Annotated in this window: 17 protein-coding genes; 13 read left to right on the top strand and 4 right to left on the bottom strand. The window is 60.5% G+C overall.

Annotation, left to right across the window (positions count from 1 at the left end; genetic code table 11):
* Window positions 1-84: 84 nt before the first annotated feature.
* The 3 genes from odhB (at window position 85) to AD949_RS08775 (ending at window position 4,223) form a co-directional block, all read left to right on the top strand.
* Window positions 85-1,320, top strand: coding sequence for a 2-oxoglutarate dehydrogenase complex dihydrolipoyllysine-residue succinyltransferase (gene odhB, locus AD949_RS08785; RefSeq protein WP_048835199.1), 1,236 nt, complete (start codon window positions 85-87; stop codon window positions 1,318-1,320).
* A 78-nt stretch (window positions 1,321-1,398) separates the two neighbouring features.
* Window positions 1,399-3,147, top strand: coding sequence for a dihydrolipoyl dehydrogenase (gene lpdA, locus AD949_RS08780; protein WP_048835302.1), 1,749 nt, complete (start codon window positions 1,399-1,401; stop codon window positions 3,145-3,147).
* Between the two features lie 65 nt (window positions 3,148-3,212).
* A complete protein-coding gene (locus AD949_RS08775) occupies window positions 3,213-4,223 on the top strand; it encodes a L,D-transpeptidase (RefSeq protein WP_048835200.1) in 1,011 nt (336 codons plus the stop codon).
* Between the two features lie 217 nt (window positions 4,224-4,440).
* On the opposite strand, the gene AD949_RS08770 is transcribed toward AD949_RS08775, so the two are convergent.
* Complete coding sequence (locus tag AD949_RS08770) at window positions 4,441-4,836, bottom strand: DUF3597 domain-containing protein (protein ID WP_048835201.1); 396 nt, start codon at window positions 4,834-4,836, stop codon at window positions 4,441-4,443.
* A 277-nt stretch (window positions 4,837-5,113) separates the two neighbouring features.
* Entirely contained in the window at window positions 5,114-6,403 is a 1,290-nt protein-coding gene (ahcY, locus tag AD949_RS08765; RefSeq protein ID WP_048835202.1) for an adenosylhomocysteinase, read from the bottom strand.
* Window positions 6,404-6,578: 175 nt separating this feature from the next.
* On the opposite strand from ahcY, the gene AD949_RS08760 reads away from it, so the two are divergent.
* The 3 genes from AD949_RS08760 (at window position 6,579) to AD949_RS08750 (ending at window position 9,675) form a co-directional block, all read left to right on the top strand.
* Entirely contained in the window at window positions 6,579-7,295 is a 717-nt protein-coding gene (locus tag AD949_RS08760; RefSeq protein WP_048835203.1) for a lysophospholipid acyltransferase family protein, read from the top strand.
* Window positions 7,296-7,740: 445 nt separating this feature from the next.
* Window positions 7,741-8,430, top strand: coding sequence for a class I SAM-dependent methyltransferase (locus AD949_RS08755; protein WP_048835204.1), 690 nt, complete (start codon window positions 7,741-7,743; stop codon window positions 8,428-8,430).
* Entirely contained in the window at window positions 8,431-9,675 is a 1,245-nt protein-coding gene (locus AD949_RS08750) for a DUF2125 domain-containing protein (RefSeq protein WP_048835205.1), read from the top strand.
* 65 nt (window positions 9,676-9,740) lie between these two features.
* On the opposite strand, the gene gloB is transcribed toward AD949_RS08750, so the two are convergent.
* Window positions 9,741-10,466, bottom strand: coding sequence for a hydroxyacylglutathione hydrolase (gloB, locus tag AD949_RS08745; RefSeq protein WP_048835206.1), 726 nt, complete (start codon window positions 10,464-10,466; stop codon window positions 9,741-9,743).
* A gap of 84 nt (window positions 10,467-10,550) precedes the next feature.
* Between gloB and AD949_RS08740 the strand changes: the two genes are divergently transcribed.
* The 7 genes from AD949_RS08740 to AD949_RS08710 are packed head-to-tail and all read left to right on the top strand — an operon-like array spanning window position 10,551 to window position 18,559.
* Window positions 10,551-11,372: a class I SAM-dependent methyltransferase gene (locus AD949_RS08740; protein WP_048835207.1), complete on the top strand. Its 822-nt coding sequence runs from the start codon at window positions 10,551-10,553 to the stop codon at window positions 11,370-11,372.
* Window positions 11,373-11,414: 42 nt separating this feature from the next.
* Window positions 11,415-13,193, top strand: a complete 1,779-nt coding sequence (locus tag AD949_RS08735) for a hypothetical protein (RefSeq protein ID WP_048835208.1) — start codon at window positions 11,415-11,417, stop codon at window positions 13,191-13,193.
* Window positions 13,190-14,197, top strand: a complete 1,008-nt coding sequence (locus AD949_RS08730) for a hypothetical protein (RefSeq protein ID WP_048835209.1) — start codon at window positions 13,190-13,192, stop codon at window positions 14,195-14,197. Before AD949_RS08735 ends, AD949_RS08730 begins: the two co-directional genes overlap by 4 nt.
* Entirely contained in the window at window positions 14,194-15,402 is a 1,209-nt protein-coding gene (locus tag AD949_RS14295; protein ID WP_052944527.1) for a DUF2339 domain-containing protein, read from the top strand. The genes AD949_RS08730 and AD949_RS14295 overlap by 4 nt, the downstream gene beginning before the upstream one ends.
* Complete coding sequence (locus AD949_RS08720) at window positions 15,399-16,520, top strand: hypothetical protein (RefSeq protein ID WP_048835210.1); 1,122 nt, start codon at window positions 15,399-15,401, stop codon at window positions 16,518-16,520. The genes AD949_RS14295 and AD949_RS08720 overlap by 4 nt, the downstream gene beginning before the upstream one ends.
* Entirely contained in the window at window positions 16,427-18,019 is a 1,593-nt protein-coding gene (locus AD949_RS08715; protein ID WP_244463294.1) for an NADH-quinone oxidoreductase subunit D-related protein, read from the top strand. Before AD949_RS08720 ends, AD949_RS08715 begins: the two co-directional genes overlap by 94 nt.
* Before the next feature lie 27 nt (window positions 18,020-18,046).
* On the top strand, window positions 18,047-18,559 hold the full coding sequence (locus AD949_RS08710; RefSeq protein WP_048835212.1) for an NADH-quinone oxidoreductase subunit B family protein: 513 nt from the start codon (window positions 18,047-18,049) through the stop codon (window positions 18,557-18,559).
* Here AD949_RS08710 and AD949_RS08705 read toward each other — a convergent pair.
* The gene (locus AD949_RS08705; RefSeq protein ID WP_048835304.1) at window positions 18,526-19,428 is read right to left on the bottom strand and encodes a CDP-alcohol phosphatidyltransferase family protein; all 903 of its coding nucleotides are present in this window, start codon (window positions 19,426-19,428) and stop codon (window positions 18,526-18,528) included. The two genes, AD949_RS08710 and AD949_RS08705, sit on opposite strands and share 34 nt — an antisense overlap.
* Window position 19,429 lies beyond the last annotated feature (1 nt).

Below are 19,429 nucleotides of genomic sequence, written 5' to 3'. Positions count from 1 at the left end.
ACCTGTGGCAGGCATGACAGCCCGGCGGATTTGAAAAAGCAGAAGCCTCTGCCGGGGAGTGTTTGAAGGAAATGGGGATATAGGATGTCAGTCGAAATCAAGGTGCCGACACTGGGTGAGAGCGTAACAACGGCGACAGTGGCAAAATGGCTGAAAAAAGCTGGTGACACTGTGGCTGCTGATGAGCCGATTGTTGAGCTTGAAACCGACAAGGTGAGTGTGGAAGTTCCGGCACCGCAGGCTGGTGTATTGGGCGCGGAAGTGGCCAAGGTTGGGGATGAAGTCGAAGTCGGCGCGCTGCTGACCACGCTGGAACCCGGTGGCGCTGGCGCTGCAAAACCCGCAGCCAAAGCCGCTCCGGCTGAAAAGAAAGAAGCGCCTGCTGCGGCACCTGCTGCTCCTGTGGCAAAAGCAGCCCCGGCCTCCGCCCCGGCTGTGGATGCCGCTGCGGCATTGCCCGCAGCCCGCAAGATGATGGCGGAAAACAGCCTGAGTGCTGCTCAGGTTGGCGCGGGTACTGGCAAGGATGGCCGCATTACCAAAGGGGATGTTCTGGGCTTTCTGGCCCAGCCAGCGGCGGCACAGGCTCCTGCTGCCCCCAAACCCGCCCGTAATGATGACCCGCGTGAAGAACGCGTGAAAATGACGCGCCTGCGCCGCACCATTGCGCGCCGCCTGAAAGATGCGCAGAACACGGCCGCGATCCTGACAACCTTTAACGAGGTTGATCTGTCCGGCGCCATGGAAATGCGTAAGGAATATCAGGACGCATTTGTGAAAAAGCATGGTGTGAAGCTGGGCTTTATGTCCATTTTCTCCCGCGCTGTGATTGCCGCCCTGAAAGAGTTCCCGGCCATTAACGCTGAAATCGATGGGGATGACGTCATTTATCGTGACTTCGTCAATCTCGGCATTGCCGTGGGTGGCCCGAATGGTCTGGTCGTGCCGGTTATTAAAAATGCCGACAAGATGAACTATGCGGATATTGAAAAAACCATTGCAGGCTTTGGAAAAGCCGCGCGGGAAGGCACGCTGAAGATTGATGATCTGGCAGGCGGCACCTTCTCCATTACCAATGGCGGTATTTACGGGTCTCTGCTGTCCACCCCCATTCTGAATGCGCCGCAGTCCGGTATTCTGGGCATGCACTCCATTCAGGAACGCCCGGTGGCGGTGAATGGTCAGGTTGTTATCCGCCCGATGATGTATATCGCGCTGTCTTATGACCATCGCATTGTGGACGGCAAAGAGGCTGTCAGCTTCCTTGTCCGCATCAAGCAGAATGTGGAAGACCCCCGTCGTCTTCTGATTGACGTCTGAGAGTGATTGGGGCTGGCTGAAAAAACCTCAGCCAGCCTTTTTCTTTTTCTGACCCTGAACGTAAACGAGAGCAAAGCCATGCCGATTGAAATCAAGGTTCCGTCCCTTGGAGAAAGTGTCACCACCGCCACCGTGGGGAAATGGCTCAAGCAGCCGGGTGATGCCGTGAAAACGGACGAGCCGGTTGTCCAGTTGGAAACGGATAAGGTGAGCGTGGAAGTGCCCGCTCCGGCAGATGGTCGGCTGGCTGCGCACACGGTTGCGGAAGGGGATGAAGTGGCCGTAGGGGCCGTGCTGGCCACGCTGGAGCAGGGCGCTGCGGGTGCCTCGGCTTCCAAAACGGCTCCGGCAGACACCAAATCTGAAAAGCCTGCTCCGGCACAGGGTTCTGCTCCCGCCAAAGCGGCACCGGCTGCTGCGCAGGCGGAGGCTCCGGCCCAGACTGACTATGATGTCGTTGTGATTGGCGCAGGCCCCGGTGGCTATGTGTGCGCCATCCGTGCCGCACAGCTTGGGTTCAAGGTTGCCTGCGTGGAAAAACGCGCGACACTGGGTGGCACCTGCCTGAATGTGGGTTGTATTCCGTCCAAGGCGCTGTTGCAGTCTTCTGAAAACTATCATGCCGCAGGCCATGATTTTGCAGCGCATGGCGTGGTGATTGACAGCGTGAAGCTGGATCTTGCCCGTATGCAGGCCCGTAAGGCTGAGATTGTAGGCGCCAACGTGAAAGGGGTTGAATACCTCTTCAAGAAAAACGGCATCACTTGGCTGAAAGGCCACGGCAAGGTGGAAGGCACGGGCCGGATTACGGTTGATGGCAAGCCGGTTACGGCCAAGCACATCATTATTGCCAGCGGGAGCGACAGCGCGAACCTGCCGGGTATTGAGGTGGATGAAAAAACCATCGTGACCTCAACCGGCGCGCTGGAGCTTTCCGAAGTGCCGAAGCGCCTCGTGGTGATTGGTGGCGGCGTGATTGGTCTGGAACTCGGCAGCGTGTGGCAGCGTCTAGGCGCTGAAGTCACGGTAATCGAGTATCTGGACCGTCTGGTGCCGGGTACGGATAACGAAGTTGCCGCGCAGTTCCAGAAACTACTGGTCAAGCAGGGCTTCAAGCTCAAGCTGGGCCATAAGGTGACCAAGGCCGAAAAAACCAAAAAAGGCGTGATTCTGACAGTTGAACCCGCTGCTGGTGGTGCAGCCGAAACGCTGGAAGCCGATATTGTTCTGCTGGCCGTGGGCCGCACGGCTGCCAGCAAGGGCATGGGGCTGGAAGAAGCGGGCATTGCGCTGGACAAGCGTGGCCGCGTTGTAACGGATGCGCATTTCGCCACCAATGTTCCGGGCATTTACGCCATTGGGGACGTGATTGCCGGACCGATGCTGGCCCACAAGGCGGAAGAAGAAGGCGTAGCTCTGGCCGAAATTCTGGCTGGACAGGCTGGGCACGTAAATTATGACGCCATTCCGGGTGTTATTTATACGTGGCCGGAAGTGGCGTCCGTTGGCTTTACGGAAGAGCAGCTTAAGGAAAAAGGCACCGCCTATAAAACCGGAAAATTCCCCTTCATGGCCAATGGTCGCGCGCGGGCGCTGGGCATGACGGACGGATTCGTCAAAGTGCTGGCCTGTGAGAAAACAGACCGCGTTCTGGGCGTGCATATCATTGGCCCGTGCGCGGGTGAACTGATTGCCGAAGCCACCATGGCGATCGAATTCGGAGCCTCCGCCGAGGATATCGGGCGCGTTTGCCACGCTCACCCGACACTGAGCGAAGCGGTGAAGGAAGCGGCTCTGGGTGCCGATAAACGGTCTATCAATATTTGACAATTTCCCTCCCGCGGGAAGGGGTGCCATAATCTCTCCTGCTAATAAGGCAGGAGAGACGTAGTATGTCAGGGGCAAAGTGTCCGACACTTCTTTTTATAGCGGGCAGTTTGCTCCTTGTGCCGGGATTTGCGTGCGCGGCGGGAGCGGGCTCCCCCGTTCCGGCACCGTCTGTCGGGCGGGAGGATGGTCAGCCCGCGCAGGCTGATCAGGAAGGGGCGCCGTCCCCCACGCTTCCTCCTGCACCGGTGTTGAAAGAAGCGCCGCCGCTACCGGATATTCCAGTTCTGAATGAAGAGGATGCCCGGGCGGAAGCCACGCGGCTGACCAGTGCCTTCCGGCATGAAGTGCCTGCGGCCATGAAAGTCTCCTCCGCCCAGAAAGCAGCTTGGGTTGCTCTAGCAAAGGAGCAGATTCAGCAGGCGTCTTTTCCGCTGGATCGCCCGCAGGTGGTTCTGGTGGTGGACCGTAATCCGGCTGTGCAGCGTATGTGCCTGATTCTGGCTTTGCCGGGCCAGTCAGACTGGCAGGTGATTGGCAGCACCAAGGTCTCCACGGGCACAACCGGACGGAAATTCTACTACATCACCCCGACCGGCGTGTTTATCAACACGGCGGATATTCTCGGCTATCGTGCTCTGGGCACCAAGAACGAGAATGGCATTATGGGCAACGGCATCAAAGGGATGCGGGTGTGGGATTTCGGCTGGCAGTGGGCTGAAAAAGGCTGGCTGCCGTCCCGTGAAAAAGGGCAGATCCGGCTGGAAATGCACGCGACGGACCCGGTCTATCTGGAAAGCCGTCTGGGGCATGTGGCGTCTGAAGGTTGTATCCGTATTCCGGCCTCACTCAATGTGTTTATCGACAAACACGGGCTGATTGATGCGGAAGATGAGCAGATGGCCGTGGTGGATAATCGCTTCCGCGCGCTCCTGCGGCCTGACCGCGTGGTGACGCCGCTGGCCGGTTCCGCCGTGATTGTGGTGGATAGCGCGAACAGGCCGGAACTGGCGCATGTGAATATCAGCGAGAACAAGCCCGCCGCGGCGCATCATGCGGCACAGATCCATAGCTGACGCCAGCCTGCACTCGTTCGTCTGGCCTGTCTTTCCGTGTTCTTGTCTGGAAGGCGTTGTGGGGCACCACGCAACCCGAAAGCCGGTATGAGCTTATACGTGCGCAGGGTGGCGTGAGAAAATCGGGAGGTTGGCTCGGCGAGTTGGGCCTTTCGTAGAAAAAGGCGTGCGAGGTTTCCCCCGCACGCCTTTTTTGTGTCCGTGTTTCTGTAAAGACTTACAGACCAGCAGGAACCTTGCCGCCGTTGGCAGCCAGTTTGGCGCGGACTTCCTTGATCAGCCAGATGTTCATGGCTGCGGAATCATCCGTGCTGCCGGTGTAGCCGAGTTCTGCGGCCAGCTTCTTGCGGGCATCCAGAGAGCTGTCCAGCCCAAGCAGCTTCAGCAGGTCAACAATGGACTCTTTCCAGTTGAGGTTCTGCCCGTTCTGTGCAGCCATTCCAGCCAGAACGGCGTCAATATCGACCGGAGCAGCGGGAGCCGCGGCTGCGGCGTCTGCCGGAGTTGCCGGTGCGGCGGCCTGTGTGGCCGGAGCATCAGCCGGAGCGGCTGACGGTGTGGCGGCATTGGCGTGGTGGAAAATGGTGGAGAGAATTGTGCCGAAAATGCTCATTCTAAAAGTCCTTTCGCAGCAGACAGCGCCCAGCCGCTAACACGGGAAGCGTGTCAACGTTCTGAACCATCTTCTTACAAACAATACACCAATAGGCATGGTTGCAAAGAATGATGCGGGAGATTTACTGAGTTGAGAAGCACGCCCAGCCAGCCAGCCAGCCAGTCAGTCAGCCAGATGGGCAGGGCATGGTGCAGGGGCGTGCAAGGTGAGGGAGACGCAGGCGGCCTCGCCAGAAGGCGGCGTAAAAGGCCGCTGGTCTTCCCTCTTTAGTGCCTTAGTAGCGGTATTCTTCGTGCTTGAACGGGCCGTTAACCGGCACGTCAATATAGTCAGCCTGCGTCTGAGACATTTTGCTCAGATGCGCGCCAACCTTGGCAAGGTGCAGGAAGGCCACTTTTTCATCCAGCTTTTTGGGCAGGGTGTAGACTTTGGCTTCATACTTACCTTCCGGCGCAGTCCACAGTTCGATCTGGGCCAGCGTCTGGTTGGTGAAGGAGGCGGACATCACGAAGGACGGGTGGCCCGTGGCGTTGCCAAGATTCACCAGACGACCTTCGGACAGGATGATCAGGCGCTTGTTGTCAGGGAACACAACTTCGTCCACCTGCGGCTTGATGTTGTCCCAGACGAGGTTGCGCAGGGCACCGATCTGAATTTCAGAATCGAAGTGGCCGATGTTGCACACAATGGCGCGGTGCTTCATGGCGCGCATGTGGTCCAGCGTGATGACGTCCACATTGCCGGTTGCGGTCACGAAGATGTCGCCACGCGGGGCGGCTTCTTCCATGGTCACAACTTCATAGCCTTCCATGGCGGCCTGAAGAGCGCAGATCGGGTCAACTTCCGTTACCAGCACGCGGCAACCGGCGTTGCGCAGGGAGGCAGCGGAACCTTTGCCCACGTCACCATAGCCCGCCACAACGGCAATCTTGCCAGCCATCATCACGTCCGTGCCACGGCGGATGGCGTCCACAAGGCTTTCACGGCAGCCATACAGGTTGTCGAACTTGGACTTGGTAACGCTGTCATTCACATTGATGGCCGGAACCTTCAGCGTGCCTTTTTTCTGCATTTCCCACAGGCGATGCACACCTGTTGTCGTTTCTTCGGACAGGCCCTTCACGTTGGCCAGCAGTTCCGGGAACTTGTCATGCATCATAACGGTGAGGTCACCGCCATCATCCAGAATCATGTTCGGGGTCCAGCCATCGGGGCCCTGAATGGTCTGCTCAATGCACCAGTTGAATTCGTCTTCCGTCAGGCCTTTCCATGCGAACACGGGGATTCCAGCGGCCGCAATGGCGGCGGCGGCCTGATCCTGCGTGGAGAAGATGTTGCAGGAAGACCAGCGCACGGTGGCACCCAGAGCAATCAGCGTTTCAATCAGCACAGCGGTCTGAATGGTCATGTGCAGGCAGCCCGCAATGCGTGCGCCTTTAAGCGGCTGGCTTGCGCCGTATTCCTCACGGAGCGCCATCAGGCCGGGCATTTCACCTTCGGCAATGGAAATTTCCTTGCGGCCCCACTCAGCGAGCGAAAGGTCTTTCACCTTATAATCGGTCATGATTGTCCTGCTTCCTGATCAAAATCGAGGGTTTCTATACAGGGTGGGAGGCAGGCAGACCAGCCGTAACCGGCACTCTTCATGCGTAAACCTGCTACATAGCTTGCCAGAGAGGCGGTTTTCTGGTCTCCACAGGGCAGATTAATCCCTTGAATTTCGTTGGTCAGGCTCGCTCATGGCTCTGCTTCGCTCCATCCTGTTCAATGTTACGGCTTTTGTGCTGACCCTGATTATGGGCGTTGGCGCATTCCCTATCCGCTGGTTCGCCAAACGGTTGGCCCTGCCGTACGCCAAGCTGTGGAGCCGGTTGGTGCTGATGCTGTTCCGCGATATCTGCGGGGTGGACGTGCGGATTACCGGGCTTGAAAACCTGACTGCGGCGGGCAATGGCCCGATGCTGATTGCCTCCCAGCACCAGTCCGCGTTTGATACGCTGATCTGGATGCTGCTGGTGCCGTCTCCCTCCTATGTCATGAAAGGCGAATTGCGACGTATCCCACTGCTTGGCCCGATGCTGATTCTGGCGGGGATGATGCCGATTGAGCGCGCCGCCGGGGCCAAAGCCATGCGGGCTTTACTGCGGGAGACGGAAAACGCGGTCGAGGCAGGCAAACAGATTGTCATTTTCCCTGAAGGCACCCGCACGGCTCCCGGTGAGCATGTGCCGCTTAAACCCGGTATTGCCGCCATGGCCGCGTATGCAGGGCTGCCGGTTGTGCCGGTGGCAACCAATTCCGGGCTCTTCTGGGGGCGGAATGCCTTTCTGAAACGCTCTGGCGTGCTGCATGTGGCAATAGGCACCCCGCTGGCCCCCACAAACCGGAAGCTTTTGCTGGGTGAGATTGAGGAGAGCTGGCGTGCTCTGGAGCAAGGGTTTGTGGCACGGGATTGAGGGATAGTGGGTAAGGCGGTTTGGGAGAGGGGATAAATCAGAACATCCTGTGGATAATTTTGTGGATCGCCCGTCTGATGTCCGGTGTTTTCTCAGGTAATACTCTCTTTTTCCTACTATCTTTCAGTAAAGTCTTGGTTGAATACTGATGGGGTGGAGGGATGAAATTTTGATAAAAATAAATAAAATCCTTAAAAAATCATGATGTTTTAAATTTTACACTTTTATGAATGAACCTCCGGTAACTGTCATGATCTGTAACAGACTTCACGCACCACGCGGCATGTTTGAAGAAAGGCCGAATGTGGATGAAATGCAGATTTTTCAAAAAGCGTCGTGTGAATCTGCGGGCGTGCTGGGGAAAATCAGAGCCTATTGGCCACCGTTTCAGCCTATATGAAAATCTGGTAAGCTTGCTCTGTTTTTCGCTCAGCCAGAGTTTTCCATGCCTCAGATGACGCCCGCCGCACAGCTTCCTCCCTTTTTGCTGCGCAATGCCCGACTACTGCCCAACCGGGATGATATTTTACCTCTTCTGCCCAAACAGGCGGTGATTGCGGAAGTTGGGGTGATGACCGGGGATTTTTCCCGGAAAATTCTCGATACCTGCCAGCCACGTCTGTTTTACGCGCTGGATATTTTTAATGTGCATGAACTGCCGGAAGTCTGGGGGCGTCCGTCTGCTGAAATGTTCGCCAACAAAACCCAGCAGGCATTTTATGAATCCCGCTTTGAGGAGGAGATCGCCCGCGGGCAGGTGCTGGTTCTGGCAGGGGATAGCGGCGTGATGCTGGAGCAATTGCCGGACCATGGCGTGGATGTGATTTATCTGGATGCCGACCATAATTATCAGGCGGTGGTCCGGGATATGGAGGTGTGTGAACGCAAGCTGAAACCCCATACTGGCCTGCTGATCCTGAATGATTACATTATGGCAGACGGCGGTGGCCCGTATGGCGTGATACAGGCCGCGCATGAATTCATGCTGCGCTATGGCTGGGAAATGGCCGTTTTTGCCCTTCAGGACTACATGTATTGCGATGTTGTTCTGCGTAAACATCCCGCCACCCGTCCGCGCCGTATTCTGCAAAGACTGGTGCAGAAGCTGGGATATACCGGACTGGGGCGCTTCTGAGTGCGCAAGGCTGCATTCCTGCTGACGTGTGGTGCGGTTTCGGTGTTGGCGTTGCAGACTGTGGTGTGGTGGGGCGGTGTCCTGTTTCTGGAGCACAGACTGGCCAATGCCAATATAGATACCCATGCCAGTGCTCAGGCCATGACCCCTGCCGGTCTTGATGTGCATACAGGCGGTGGGCCAGATGCGGCGCAGTCTACCCGATGCTCGCTCGTATTTCAGAACCGGGTGCGCGGGGGCTGGCCTTTCCGGGCGCGGGTGATGCTGGACGGTGTGCAGATAAGCTGTGGCGGGACAGCCGATAGGGCGGGGCTGTCCTATGCTGTGCGTCATGCCGTGCTGGAACTGGTCCCATGGCATCCGCTGACCGTGCAGGGTACGCTGGAGGGCGGGCAGGCGTTTGCTGTCATGCAGCAGGACAGTGCTGGTCATGGAGCGCAGGGGGGTGTTTTGCTCCGGGTAGAGGGTGCGCCGGTGCGGATTGCTCTCCCCTTGCGCGTTGGGCCGGTGGGTGCTGTGCAGTTCAGCACAGATTTTATCCATCTGCTTCCGCAAAGAGGCACGGCGGAAGCGCATCCCGTGACGGCGCGTGGTGTGCGCGGGAAGCTGGTGTGGAACAGTCAGGCAAATACACAGGCCAGCGCCGTTGGTCTCTCCTTTACCGCGCAAAGTGCAGTGGTGGCGCCATGGGCGGACCGTGTGGATGATGTGAGGGGTGCTGTTTCCATGCCCGGCCCGGCGGTGCGGCTTTCGGCTTTGTGGGCACCGGAAGGTGCCGGACTTTTGGCCTCTGCGGATGGGTCCGCTACGCCTTCCGCGCAGGGTTTGCCGTCATTGCAATCGTCTGTGGCGAATGGGGCATCGGGCTATGCGGAAATTCTGGTGCAGCATCTGGCCGGGCGTTGGCGTGGTCTGGGGTTTTCATGGTCCGGGCGGCTGGTGATGGCACCGGGCGGTGCGCCGTTGGGTGAGACATGGCTGACCCTGAGCGACTGGCGGCCGTTTCTGGCGCATTTACAGCAGGATAAAACGCTGCGCCCGGAGCAGACCGTTCTTTTGTCCAGACTGACGGACCAGCTTGAGCAGCGCACCGGCGGTATTGAAGGGCCGCTGAGTGTGCCTTTGCAGGTCAGGGACGGGGCAGTGCAGCTTGCGGGTGTTCCGTTGCTGTCCGTGCTGGCAACGCTGCGTGGGGTTTCAGTGTCCGGGGCAGAGCCTCTCAAAGTGGATCGCGGGGATCCGTGAGGTTCTTTTTCCGGTCCTGTCTGGCCAATCCTGTCTGGCCTGCCCAGTCTGGATACGCTTTTCCTTCAGAAGGTATCTTTCTCTCGCCGTAATCTGGCGAGGGTCAGCACGTCAGCAGCGCGCAGGAACGGGTTGGTTGCGCGTTCTTGGCCAAGAGTGGAGGGTACAGTTGCTCGGCCTTCTGCACGCAGGCGTTTGACCTCTGCCGCCCGGGCTTTCAGGGCTGCGTTGTCGGGTTCAGCATGCAGGGCGAAGGCGCAATTGCTTTGTGTATATTCATGCCCACAGCAGACAAGCGTTTCGTCCGGCAGGCTGGCAAAGCGTTTCAGGCTCTCAAAAAGCTGTTCCGCCGTGCCTTCAAACAGGCGGCCACAGCCAAGGCTGAACAGGGTATCACCACAGAACAGGGTCGGTGGGTCCGCAAAATAGTAGCTGATATGGCCGAGTGTATGGCCGGGCACGGCAAGAACATGCCCCTGAGAGTGGCCGACCGCTATCGTCTCCTTATCCTTCAGGGCGATATCCAGTGCTGGCATCCGGGCCTGTTCCGCGGCAGGGCCAGCAACACGCGCCTTGTATCGGGCGCGTAGGGCGTCCGTGCCGCCTACGTGGTCAGCATGGTGGTGCGTCAGCAAAATCAGGTCCAGTCGGCCACCTGCTGCATCCAGAACAGCCTGAATGGGGGCGGCTTCACCGGGGTCTACAATGGCGGTGCAGCCCGTGGCGGTGTCTTGCAGAAGCCAACTGTAATTGTCTGATAAAACCGGAATGGCGCGGGTCTGAAGAGACATAATGGCATTCTCCCTGAAGAGCGTGTGCGGCTGAACTGTGCAAACTTTTACAGGATGCGCGCGTGGTGATAGCGCGGAGGGTCTGTGTCATGGTACACATCAGCCATGCATATGGCCATTCCCTATCCGGCGGACGCGTTTTATCAGACCCATGAAGGCCAGATATGCGCGGCATTGCTGCGGGAACGGCTGCAATGGTTCTGGCCGGACCTGCGCGGCCAGCGTGTGCTGGGGCTGGGTTATGCCGCGCCGTATCTGGGCGCGTGGCGGGGCCGAGGTGCGCTCTGCATTTCCGCGCGGACGCCCGACCACTGGCCAGACATGGAGCGTGGGCTGGATCGGACACGCGCCGCGTCCTTCGAGCGGGACTGTGTGGTGGACCCTTACGCTCTGCCCTTTGATGAGGAAACATTTGACCGCATTGTGCTGGTCCATGCCTGCACGGAACCGGACCAGATGGTGCCCTTGCTGCGGTCGGCAGGACGCGTTTTAAAAGATGATGGCCGTGTCCTGATGATTGTGCCTAGCCGGCTGGCAGGCCGGATACGGCAGAGACATACGCCCTTTGCGCGGGATGTCGCTTTTTCCCGCTCGGGTTTGCGCACCGTGCTTGGCCACGCCATGCTGCTGGCGGAACGGCGGGATGAGGCGCTGTTTCTACCCACCCGGCAGGGTTGCGCCAGTGTGCGCCGGGGTCGCCGGTCTGACATTGCCGGCAAGGTGCTCTCACCGGGGTTGGGGAGCGTGATGCTGGTGGAAGCGGTGAAAAATGTTTTCTCCGGCACCCTGCTGCCTGCGCGCTCGCCCACAACATGGTTTAAAAAAATAATCTACCCGGTGCCGGAAGCCGCGAGCCAAAAGAGCGGTGTGCCGCCGGAAGGTGCGGCGCGTATGCCGGAGACGTAACGGCGATTCCCCAGCGCGTGGCCTTGCCTTCCGGCGCGAGCGTTGCCACACAACCGCGCTCATGGTGTTATCCGCCGGTCTTTCCATAACGTCTGGAGCCAGAGTTCCATTTTCACCTCTTTTGTTCTGTGCAGTTTGTTCGTGCTGTTTGTAGTGGCGGGCGTTTTGGCGGTGTTGCCGGAGCGTCTGTTGCGGCAGTGCGCTCCATGGCGTTCCGAAATTCTGGCCGGGGTCTGGGGCTGTCTTGGCCTGCTGGCGCTGGTGGGCGCGGTGTGCAGGCTGGAAGGCGGGGTCAACTGGTTTCCGGTGTTTGGACTAGATGGCCCAGCACTCCCCATGCTGCTGCTTCTGGCGTTTACCGGCGGGCTGATGGGCACGGGCCTGCGCGGTCTGGCCTGCGCACTGACCGGGCTGGCTTTTTTAGCTCTTTCCCCGCTGGTTTTTGGTCTGCTGGCTGGCACTGCACTGGTTTTACTGGCGGACAGGGGGCGGCAGGGTGTGTGCCTGCCTTTTGCGGTTATTCCGGCCTGTATTCCTGCGGATAGCCCGCTCTCCCCCCCCGCTTTATGCCTGATGGTTCTGTTGCTGGGCTGGGCGGTTTCCTCCCAGAGAGGGTCCGAGGCTGTTCTGCCTGCTGGTATCGGCCTGTTTCTGCTCGGTCGTTTGCTGGCGGAAGTGGGTGTTCTGCCTCCTGTGCAGCAAGGGTTGCTGATTATCAGCGGCGGCGCTGTCGCCTTGTGGGGGGCTGTGCAGGCCGTAAGAAATCCGACGGCCTGCGGTATTCTCTCTGGTGTTGCGAGCGCAGGGTATGGCGGGCTGGTGGTGATGTTGACGCTGGCTCTGGCCGCGCCCGTCAAAGGGGAGGAGCTGTTTCGCACCGCAACGCTTCTGGCAACGGGCGCGCCGTTTCTGGCCCTGCTGGCGGCTCTGTGGTTGTCTCGTCAGGATGGCGGGCTGTTTGCGCCCAACAGTGCCGTGGCACAGGCGCGGGGGAGCCGGATTGCTCTGGGGGGCAGCCTGCTTCTGCTCTCTGCGGTGCCGCCGCTGGGGGGCTTTTCCGTCTTCTGGTGCCTGCTGAGCGCGGGTGAGGTCGCTGCCACGAATACCCACCCCGCGCAGGCTCTTTCCCTGCTTCTGGTCCTTGTCGCGGCAGCGTGTGTCATGGCGCTGAGCGTGGTCGGTCTGATGCGTGTGGGGTTTGCCGCGTTTGTCTCGCCTGCGGCCTCTCAAGGTGAGCATGCGCCGTCTCTGAGTAGTGTGCTTTTGCTGCCCGCATGGATCTGCGCAGGGGGTGCCACGCTGATTACTGTGTTGCCCGGAGGCTGGCTTGCGCTGGTAGACCATCTGTTTGCCGGAAACGCGCCGCGCGATTTTGCGTGGAACACACTGGCACGGGTGCAGTTTTCCGGGGCCGACATGACGCTGACCCCCGCTTTCTCATTGCTCGCGCTGGCAGTCTGTGTTGTGGGGGCAGGAGCTCTTGGGCGGGCGTTTGGCGTGTTTCCGTTGCGTCAGCCCGTCTTGGGTGCCGTGGCATGGCGAGAGGGCGCGCCGGTTGTGCAAAGGGATGAAGCCGTGCCTGTGCCTGTGTCCGTGTCCGATACGGCCATGCCGGTTGTCTGGCGTGCGTTCGGTGTGCTGCTGGGCGCGGACGGGCAGAAAGCAAAAGACTGGCCTGTGGTAGAAAAAACCGGGGCCGGTGCGCGATATCTTCAGGCTGTGCTGTTCAGAACCGTGGCATGGTGTGAGGCTCAGGGCATGGTTCTGATCCTGCTTTTTCTCGGGGCGGGGCTGCTGCTGGGGCTGTTTGCTGCAAAATGACGCATGATCTCACATGGGGCTGGTTTTTTGCCTGTCTGCTGGCTCTGGCCCTGCAAACGGGTGTCCTCGTACTGGCTGCACCATGGTTTAGTGGTTGGGTAAACCGGCTGACTGGCCGCCTGACAGGTGAGCGACGTTTTCCCGCGGGTGGGCGCTGGCAGGATAGTCACCATCAGTTTCGCAGGCAGGGGTTGCGTCTGCGGGGGGATGGGCTGAGTGGTCTGGCCTGTCGCGGTGCGCTTATTCTGGCGGTGTTCGCGGCCTGTATGACCCCCGTTTTCACGCTGGTTCCGGCTGGCTTTCCGGCTCCGGGGTTTTTCCTATTATGCGCGGCTCTGGTGGGGGCTTCTCTTCTGCTGGGCCTACCTCTGGTTGTGCAGGGTGGAACGGCTACTCTTGCGGGCTATACGGCATTGCTGGCGGATGCCTTGCTGCTGCCCGCACTTGTGCCCGTGCTGGTTATGGCAGGCGGGCAGGATTTTTCCGTTTTTCTTGCTCATTTACGCCTGCTTTCTCCGGCAGGAGAGGGTGCGCCGTTTGTGTTGATGGGCGTTGCGCTGTTTCTGGTGACGGCATGGAAAGGACGGCTGGCGGGGGAAGACCTGCAAGGCCAGCTTTCGGGCGCAGACCGTGCGTTATGGATGCTCGCTGCGGATTGCGTTCAACTGGTGTGGATCACGCTGGCGGGTGATGTCGCGTGGGCAGGCAGCCTTGCGCTGCCGGGAGATGGCGGGGCGGAACCTTGGCTGGCGCAATGTCTTGCGGGGGGAGCATTTTGGGTGGCGAAGCTGAGTGTGGCGGCTCTTCTGCTGGCCGGTACACACCTGATGGTGCTGACCTACCAGCGCCGCGCGCGGGTGCGTCTGGCAGCGGTATTTCTGCTGGGGTTGCTGGCGTGGCAGGTGGCGTACGCTGGCCAGTCCGGCCCGCAGACAGGCAATAAAACCGCCTCCATGCAGGATGAGCAGGAGTCCGCGTGGCGGGATGACGGGGCAACACCATGACGCTTGCTGTTATTCTGGCACCGTTGCTGGCTTTGTGCGTTGTGGCGCGTGGTATGGGTTTTCTGCCTGTTCTGGGTGCAGTGACAGCGGCGGCCATGCTGTTGGACCGGCAAGAGCCCTTGCAGGAGTTTGGCGCGGCGTGTGTCGTGCTGTTCTCGGTGCTGCCTGTCTGGTTTGTCAGCCGCTATCAGGATGATGGTGCGCGGGAGCGCAGCGGCCCGGCTGTACCGTTTCTGGCGTTGGGGCTGATGATTATTCTGCAACTCGCCACCGGCACGCCCGCCGCCATGGGGAATGCATCGGGTCACGGTGGTGCGGCCTATCTGCCCGCAGGCTTGTGTGTGGCGCTGGCTGGGCTGGTGGCGGTTACGTGCCGTCAGGCTATGGTCTGGCAATGGGCAGGGCTGCTGGTGTGCGTGGATGGCGTCATGCTATCCGGCGTTATTGAAAACCAGATTATGGTGGTGGGTGTTACCGCGCTGGCCGGTTGTGTGGTGGCTCTGCTGGGCGGCATGTGTGTGCATCGCGTCATGCTGCGGGTTACCGTAGCCCCGGCGCAGGGGAAGGCCGGGGTTGAGCACCCATCAGCCCGTCCCGGTGGGTTTGAGCTGGGGGATATTGACCCGGCCGGACCCGAGCCGCGTAGCTTAGGGCCGGAATCCGTTGTGGCACCGCGTATCTGGACGGAAGCGGAAGCTGCGGCGGACGATGAAGAACCGCTGCCCCGCCCTGAGAAGACAGACCAGAAAACGGCATCCTCTACTGTAAAACCAGAGCCGAGCATAGAACAGGCAGAAGCCTCTGAGGGCGCGCTGCGGCGGAAGAGGCTTCTTGATGCCGAGGCGGCCTTCTCCGGCGATGAACGTGACGAAGAGGCTGGCTTGCCGAAAGCAGAAGCCGAGATGGATACACTCGCTCCGCATACTGAATCGTCAGAAAAGACCAGCGCAGACGCAGACCCGCGGGGAACAGTCCATTCTGACGATGACGCCGATGATGACGCTGATCCTGAGGATACGGAAAGAGCGTCCCCCAGTGCCATTAAGGAACATCCCCCAGAAAAGAGGGATGTTCGGCAGGACGTGGAGCCCGACACCGATCAGGCGGAGGCAGAAGAGCCTGCACCCGAGCCCCTTACACCGGAAATGATTGCGCGTGATGTCTGGCTAAGAGGTTACCTGACCGAACGCGGGAGAGACGTATGACCTTTCCTGTTTTTCTGGCGGCTCTGGCGTTTGCGTGGCCTTTGCTGGGCGCGGCACTTGTTATGGCGGCACCCACGCCCCGTAGTCGTGAACTTGCCATCTGGATGGTGGGGGCTGGCTGTGTGCTGGCGGTCGCGGTGTTTTTGTTCCCCGCCACAAGTGCTGCTGCCGAGGGGTGGGATGATGACCCTGTCCAACGTGCGGGCCGCGTTATGCTAGCGTTTGGCTTGCTGTTGACGGTGATGGAAAATGGCACCCTGCAAGACCGCCTGCTGCGCGGACTACCGCATATTTCCACGGCGCTGACCGGGCTGGCCTGCGTTGCGCCGGACCCGATTATCGGGTTGGGGATTCTGGAAGCCGCACTGGCCTACGGGGTGTTTGTGTTCAGCCGCCCCGCCGGTCAGGCGCGGGCCGGGTGGGCGCTGGTGCGCACCGGGTCTGTTGGTATTTTCCTTGTTCTGTCCGGGCTGCTGTTGCCGTCTGGCTCCGCGCCTGCGGGGCTGATGATGGCATGTGGGCTGGTCATGCTCGCGGGTCTCACCCCGTTCGGGCAGTCATGGCGTGAGGAAAATGACACCTATCTGTTTCTGCCGTTTGCCGGGGCGGCGCTGCTGCTGTCCATGCGGATGCGCACGCATGGCGGGGAAGCGTTCGAGACGGCTCTGGTTGCCGCAGGCCTCGCCTCTGTCTGGCTGACGGCCTGTGCCGGGCGGTCTGACGGCGGGCAACGGTTGTTCCGCACCTTTCCTTCTGCGCTGGCGCTGATTGCAGTCGGTGCCGGGGCGGATGTGGCGGCCCTGCTGTTTCTGTGCGGCTGGTGTCTGGCTGGCGGTAATCGCTTTGGGCGGTCTTGGGCGGCGCGGGCGCTGGCCTGCTTCCCGCCGGGTGCGCCGTTTGTGGGGTGCCTGCTGCTGCTATCCATGCTGAGCGACTGGTCATGGAGTATCACGGTGCTGACGGTGGCAGGCATTCTCTGCGCGGTGGTGCGGTCTGTCCCCGTGGAAGGCTTTACGCAGGATTTGTGGCCGGAGGATGCAGCGGGCCGGGTGGCCTGTTCCGTGCTGGTGCTGACTGGATTTCTGGTGCCGCTGGCCATGATGCTGGGAGCGTTCTGATGGATGCCGTAAGCCTGATTCGTTCCGGGCAGGAGACGGAAACCCCATGGCGCTTCCGGCTGGATGAGCTGGGCTGGCGAGATATGGTGACAGCCCTCGGGCAGGACACGCTGCCCTTTGCCGGGTTGTGGTGTGATGGAGCCGATGTGCATGCCCTGTTCATGCCTTCTCCCACCCAGCCACTGGCCGCCACGCTGGCGCTGGAAAATGGACGCTATCCAGCACTTTCCCCCGCGCGCGCCGTCTCCAGCCTGTATGAACGCATGGCTTATGACTTGTATGGCGTGGAAGCCATGTGGGCGGTTGATGTGCGCCCGTTGGTGGACCATGAGGTCTGGTCCGCCACAGCGCCACTTGACGCTTCGCCCGGTCTTGCCGGAGGGCGCAAGGGGCAGATCAGCTTTCAACCCTCGGAAACTCTGTTAGCCGCAGGCGGTGTGACTGGCGGCGTTGGCCCGGCAACAGGGGGAACGGAAACGTCCTTGCATGTTGCGATGGCTGTTTCTGGTGAGACTATTGTGGCGGCGGAAACGGTATCCGGCTACGCGCATCGCGGGCTTGCGGCCCGTTGGCGGAATAGTCGGCTGGAGGATGCCTGCCGACTCAGCGGGCGCGTGGTGGCGGGCTGCTCTGTGGCGCATCAGGCTGCGTTCTCGCAGGCTGTTGAGGCCGCCTGCGGAAGTAAGGTCGGGCCGGAAACCGCGCTTATCCGCGTGGTGCTGATGGAACTTGAGCGTATTCTGCTGCATCTGCACACACTGGCAGGACTGGCGCGGGGTGCCGGAGCGCTGCTGGTGGCGTCCCGCTGCGCATGGTTCAGGGAAAAGCTTTTGGCGCTTTCCGCACCCGTTATCGGCTCCCGCCTGTTGATGGACCATTGTGTGCCCGGCGGCACCAGACTGCGTGAAGCAACGGGGCTGGGGGATTTATGCACCAGTCTGGCCAAGCTGGGGGATGAGATTTATCCCGGCCTCGCCACACTCTGGCAGACCTACCCGGCGCTGTCCGTGCGGTTGAGTGGCGTAGGGCCAGTGGATGCCGCTTTGTTGGACCGTGTGGGGCTGGATGGCCCCGTGGCACGCGCAGCCGGGCGGGACTGTGACGGACGGCGAACACAGCGCGTTTATCAGAGCCTCTGGCGGCTCACAGCCGGGCGGCAGGGCGGCACAGCGGAAGACCGCGCGCTTATTCTGCTGGATGAAATTGGGGAAAGCCTGCGGATGCTGGGTGAGGCTGGCCCCCGGTTGGGGCTGACCGCTGGCGGCCGTGTGGACCTCTCACCAGACGCAGGCGAGGGGCTGGGAATGGCGGAAGGCCCATGGGGCACCGTGCTGTATTGGGTGCGCCTGCACGCAGGCCGCGTGGCGCAGGTTTTTGTGCATGATCCCGCCCCAGCAGCCCTGATGGTGTTTGAAGCCGCGCTACCGGGGCAGGATTTGGCAGATTTGGGACTTTTACGGCAGTCCCTCGGCGTCAATGCGGCGGCTCTGGATGGCTAGAGAACAGGACAGGAAGGGTGTGCAGTCATGGGACTGATCCGCGCAGTATTTGATGCCGCGTTCCGGCAGGGTGGCACACGCCTGAAACCTGTCGGGCCGCGCTGGCCGCTGCTTCTGTTCCACATTGATACAGGCGGCTGCGGTGGCTGCGGGATGGAATTGGAAGCTCTGGCATCTGGGCCGTATGACATGGAAGGCGCAGGCTTTGGCTTTGTGCAATCCCCCCGCACAGCGGATGTGCTGCTGGTTACGGGTGCGCTTACCCGGACAATGGCTCCGGTAGTGGACGCCGCATGGCAGGCCATGCCGAAACCCAAGGGGGTGATTTGTGTGGGGGGCTGCGCCGTGGATGGCGGCTATTTCCCGGAAAATTATTCCGTGCTGGGCGGTCTGGACCGCAAGGCGGCGATAGACCTACAAATTCCCGGCTGCCCGCCGTCCCCCCAGCAGGTGCTGGACGGACTTTGTTCCCTGTTCAGGCAGCGGGTGCGCGGTGCGGGAGGCCCTCAGGCTGAGGGCTCGTCCTCAACGTCTTCCTGAAGGTCCTCGGCAGCTTTTTTCAGCTTGAGAAAGCTGAAATGGCTCAGCGGGAGCAAAACCATATAAATCACGCCAGCGGCAGCCAGAGCGGCCCACGGATCAGCCACCAGAACGGCGGTATAGGCTCCGGTGCCCAGCATAACGGGCAACACATACTGCGCCGGGACCTTAAAGTTTTTGAAGGACCAGACCCGCAGCGTGGACACCAGCAGAAACGCCGTGCTGATAAGGGTCAGGGTAGGGAGCCACGGCAAGCGTGTCAGCCGATAAAGCCAGTCTATGCCCAGTTTTTCAGCTTCCAGCCCCAGAAACATCGGGAACAGCGCCAGACCCGCGCCAGCGGGAGCCGGAACGCCAGTAAAGAAGTTGCTGGCGTATTTCGGTTTGTCTTCCTCACCGTCCAGCGTCGTATTAAAGCGAGCCAGACGTAGCGCCATACAGACTGTAAACATCAGACACGGCAGAAACGCGTAACGGCCCCCATCCTGCAACGCCCAGAAAAACAGCAGGAAGGAGGGGGCCACGCCAAAACAGACAAAGTCTGAAAGACTGTCAAACTCCGCGCCAAACCGTGTGGACCCGCGCAGCAGGCGCGCAATGCGCCCGTCCAGACCGTCAATAAACGCTGAGAGCAGCAGAGCTAGTCCGGCTGCCTGAAAGCGCCCTTCCACAGCAAAACGCATGCCGGTCAGGCCGGAACACAGCCCCAGCATGGTCAGAATGTTGGGGATGAGCCGGTTGAAGGACGGCCCGCGAATTTTGGTCCGCACACGTTTACGCAGCCGTTTGCGGCGGAGCCCACGGGGCGAAAGCGGAGCCTGAGAAGGGGGCGCAGCGGGGAGTTGCGCTGGGGTCTGCGGATCTGTCACG

Source organism: Acetobacter orleanensis, assembly GCF_001581005.1.
Lineage (GTDB): Bacteria > Pseudomonadota > Alphaproteobacteria > Acetobacterales > Acetobacteraceae > Acetobacter > Acetobacter orleanensis.
This window is presented reverse-complemented; position numbering and strand designations above follow the sequence as displayed.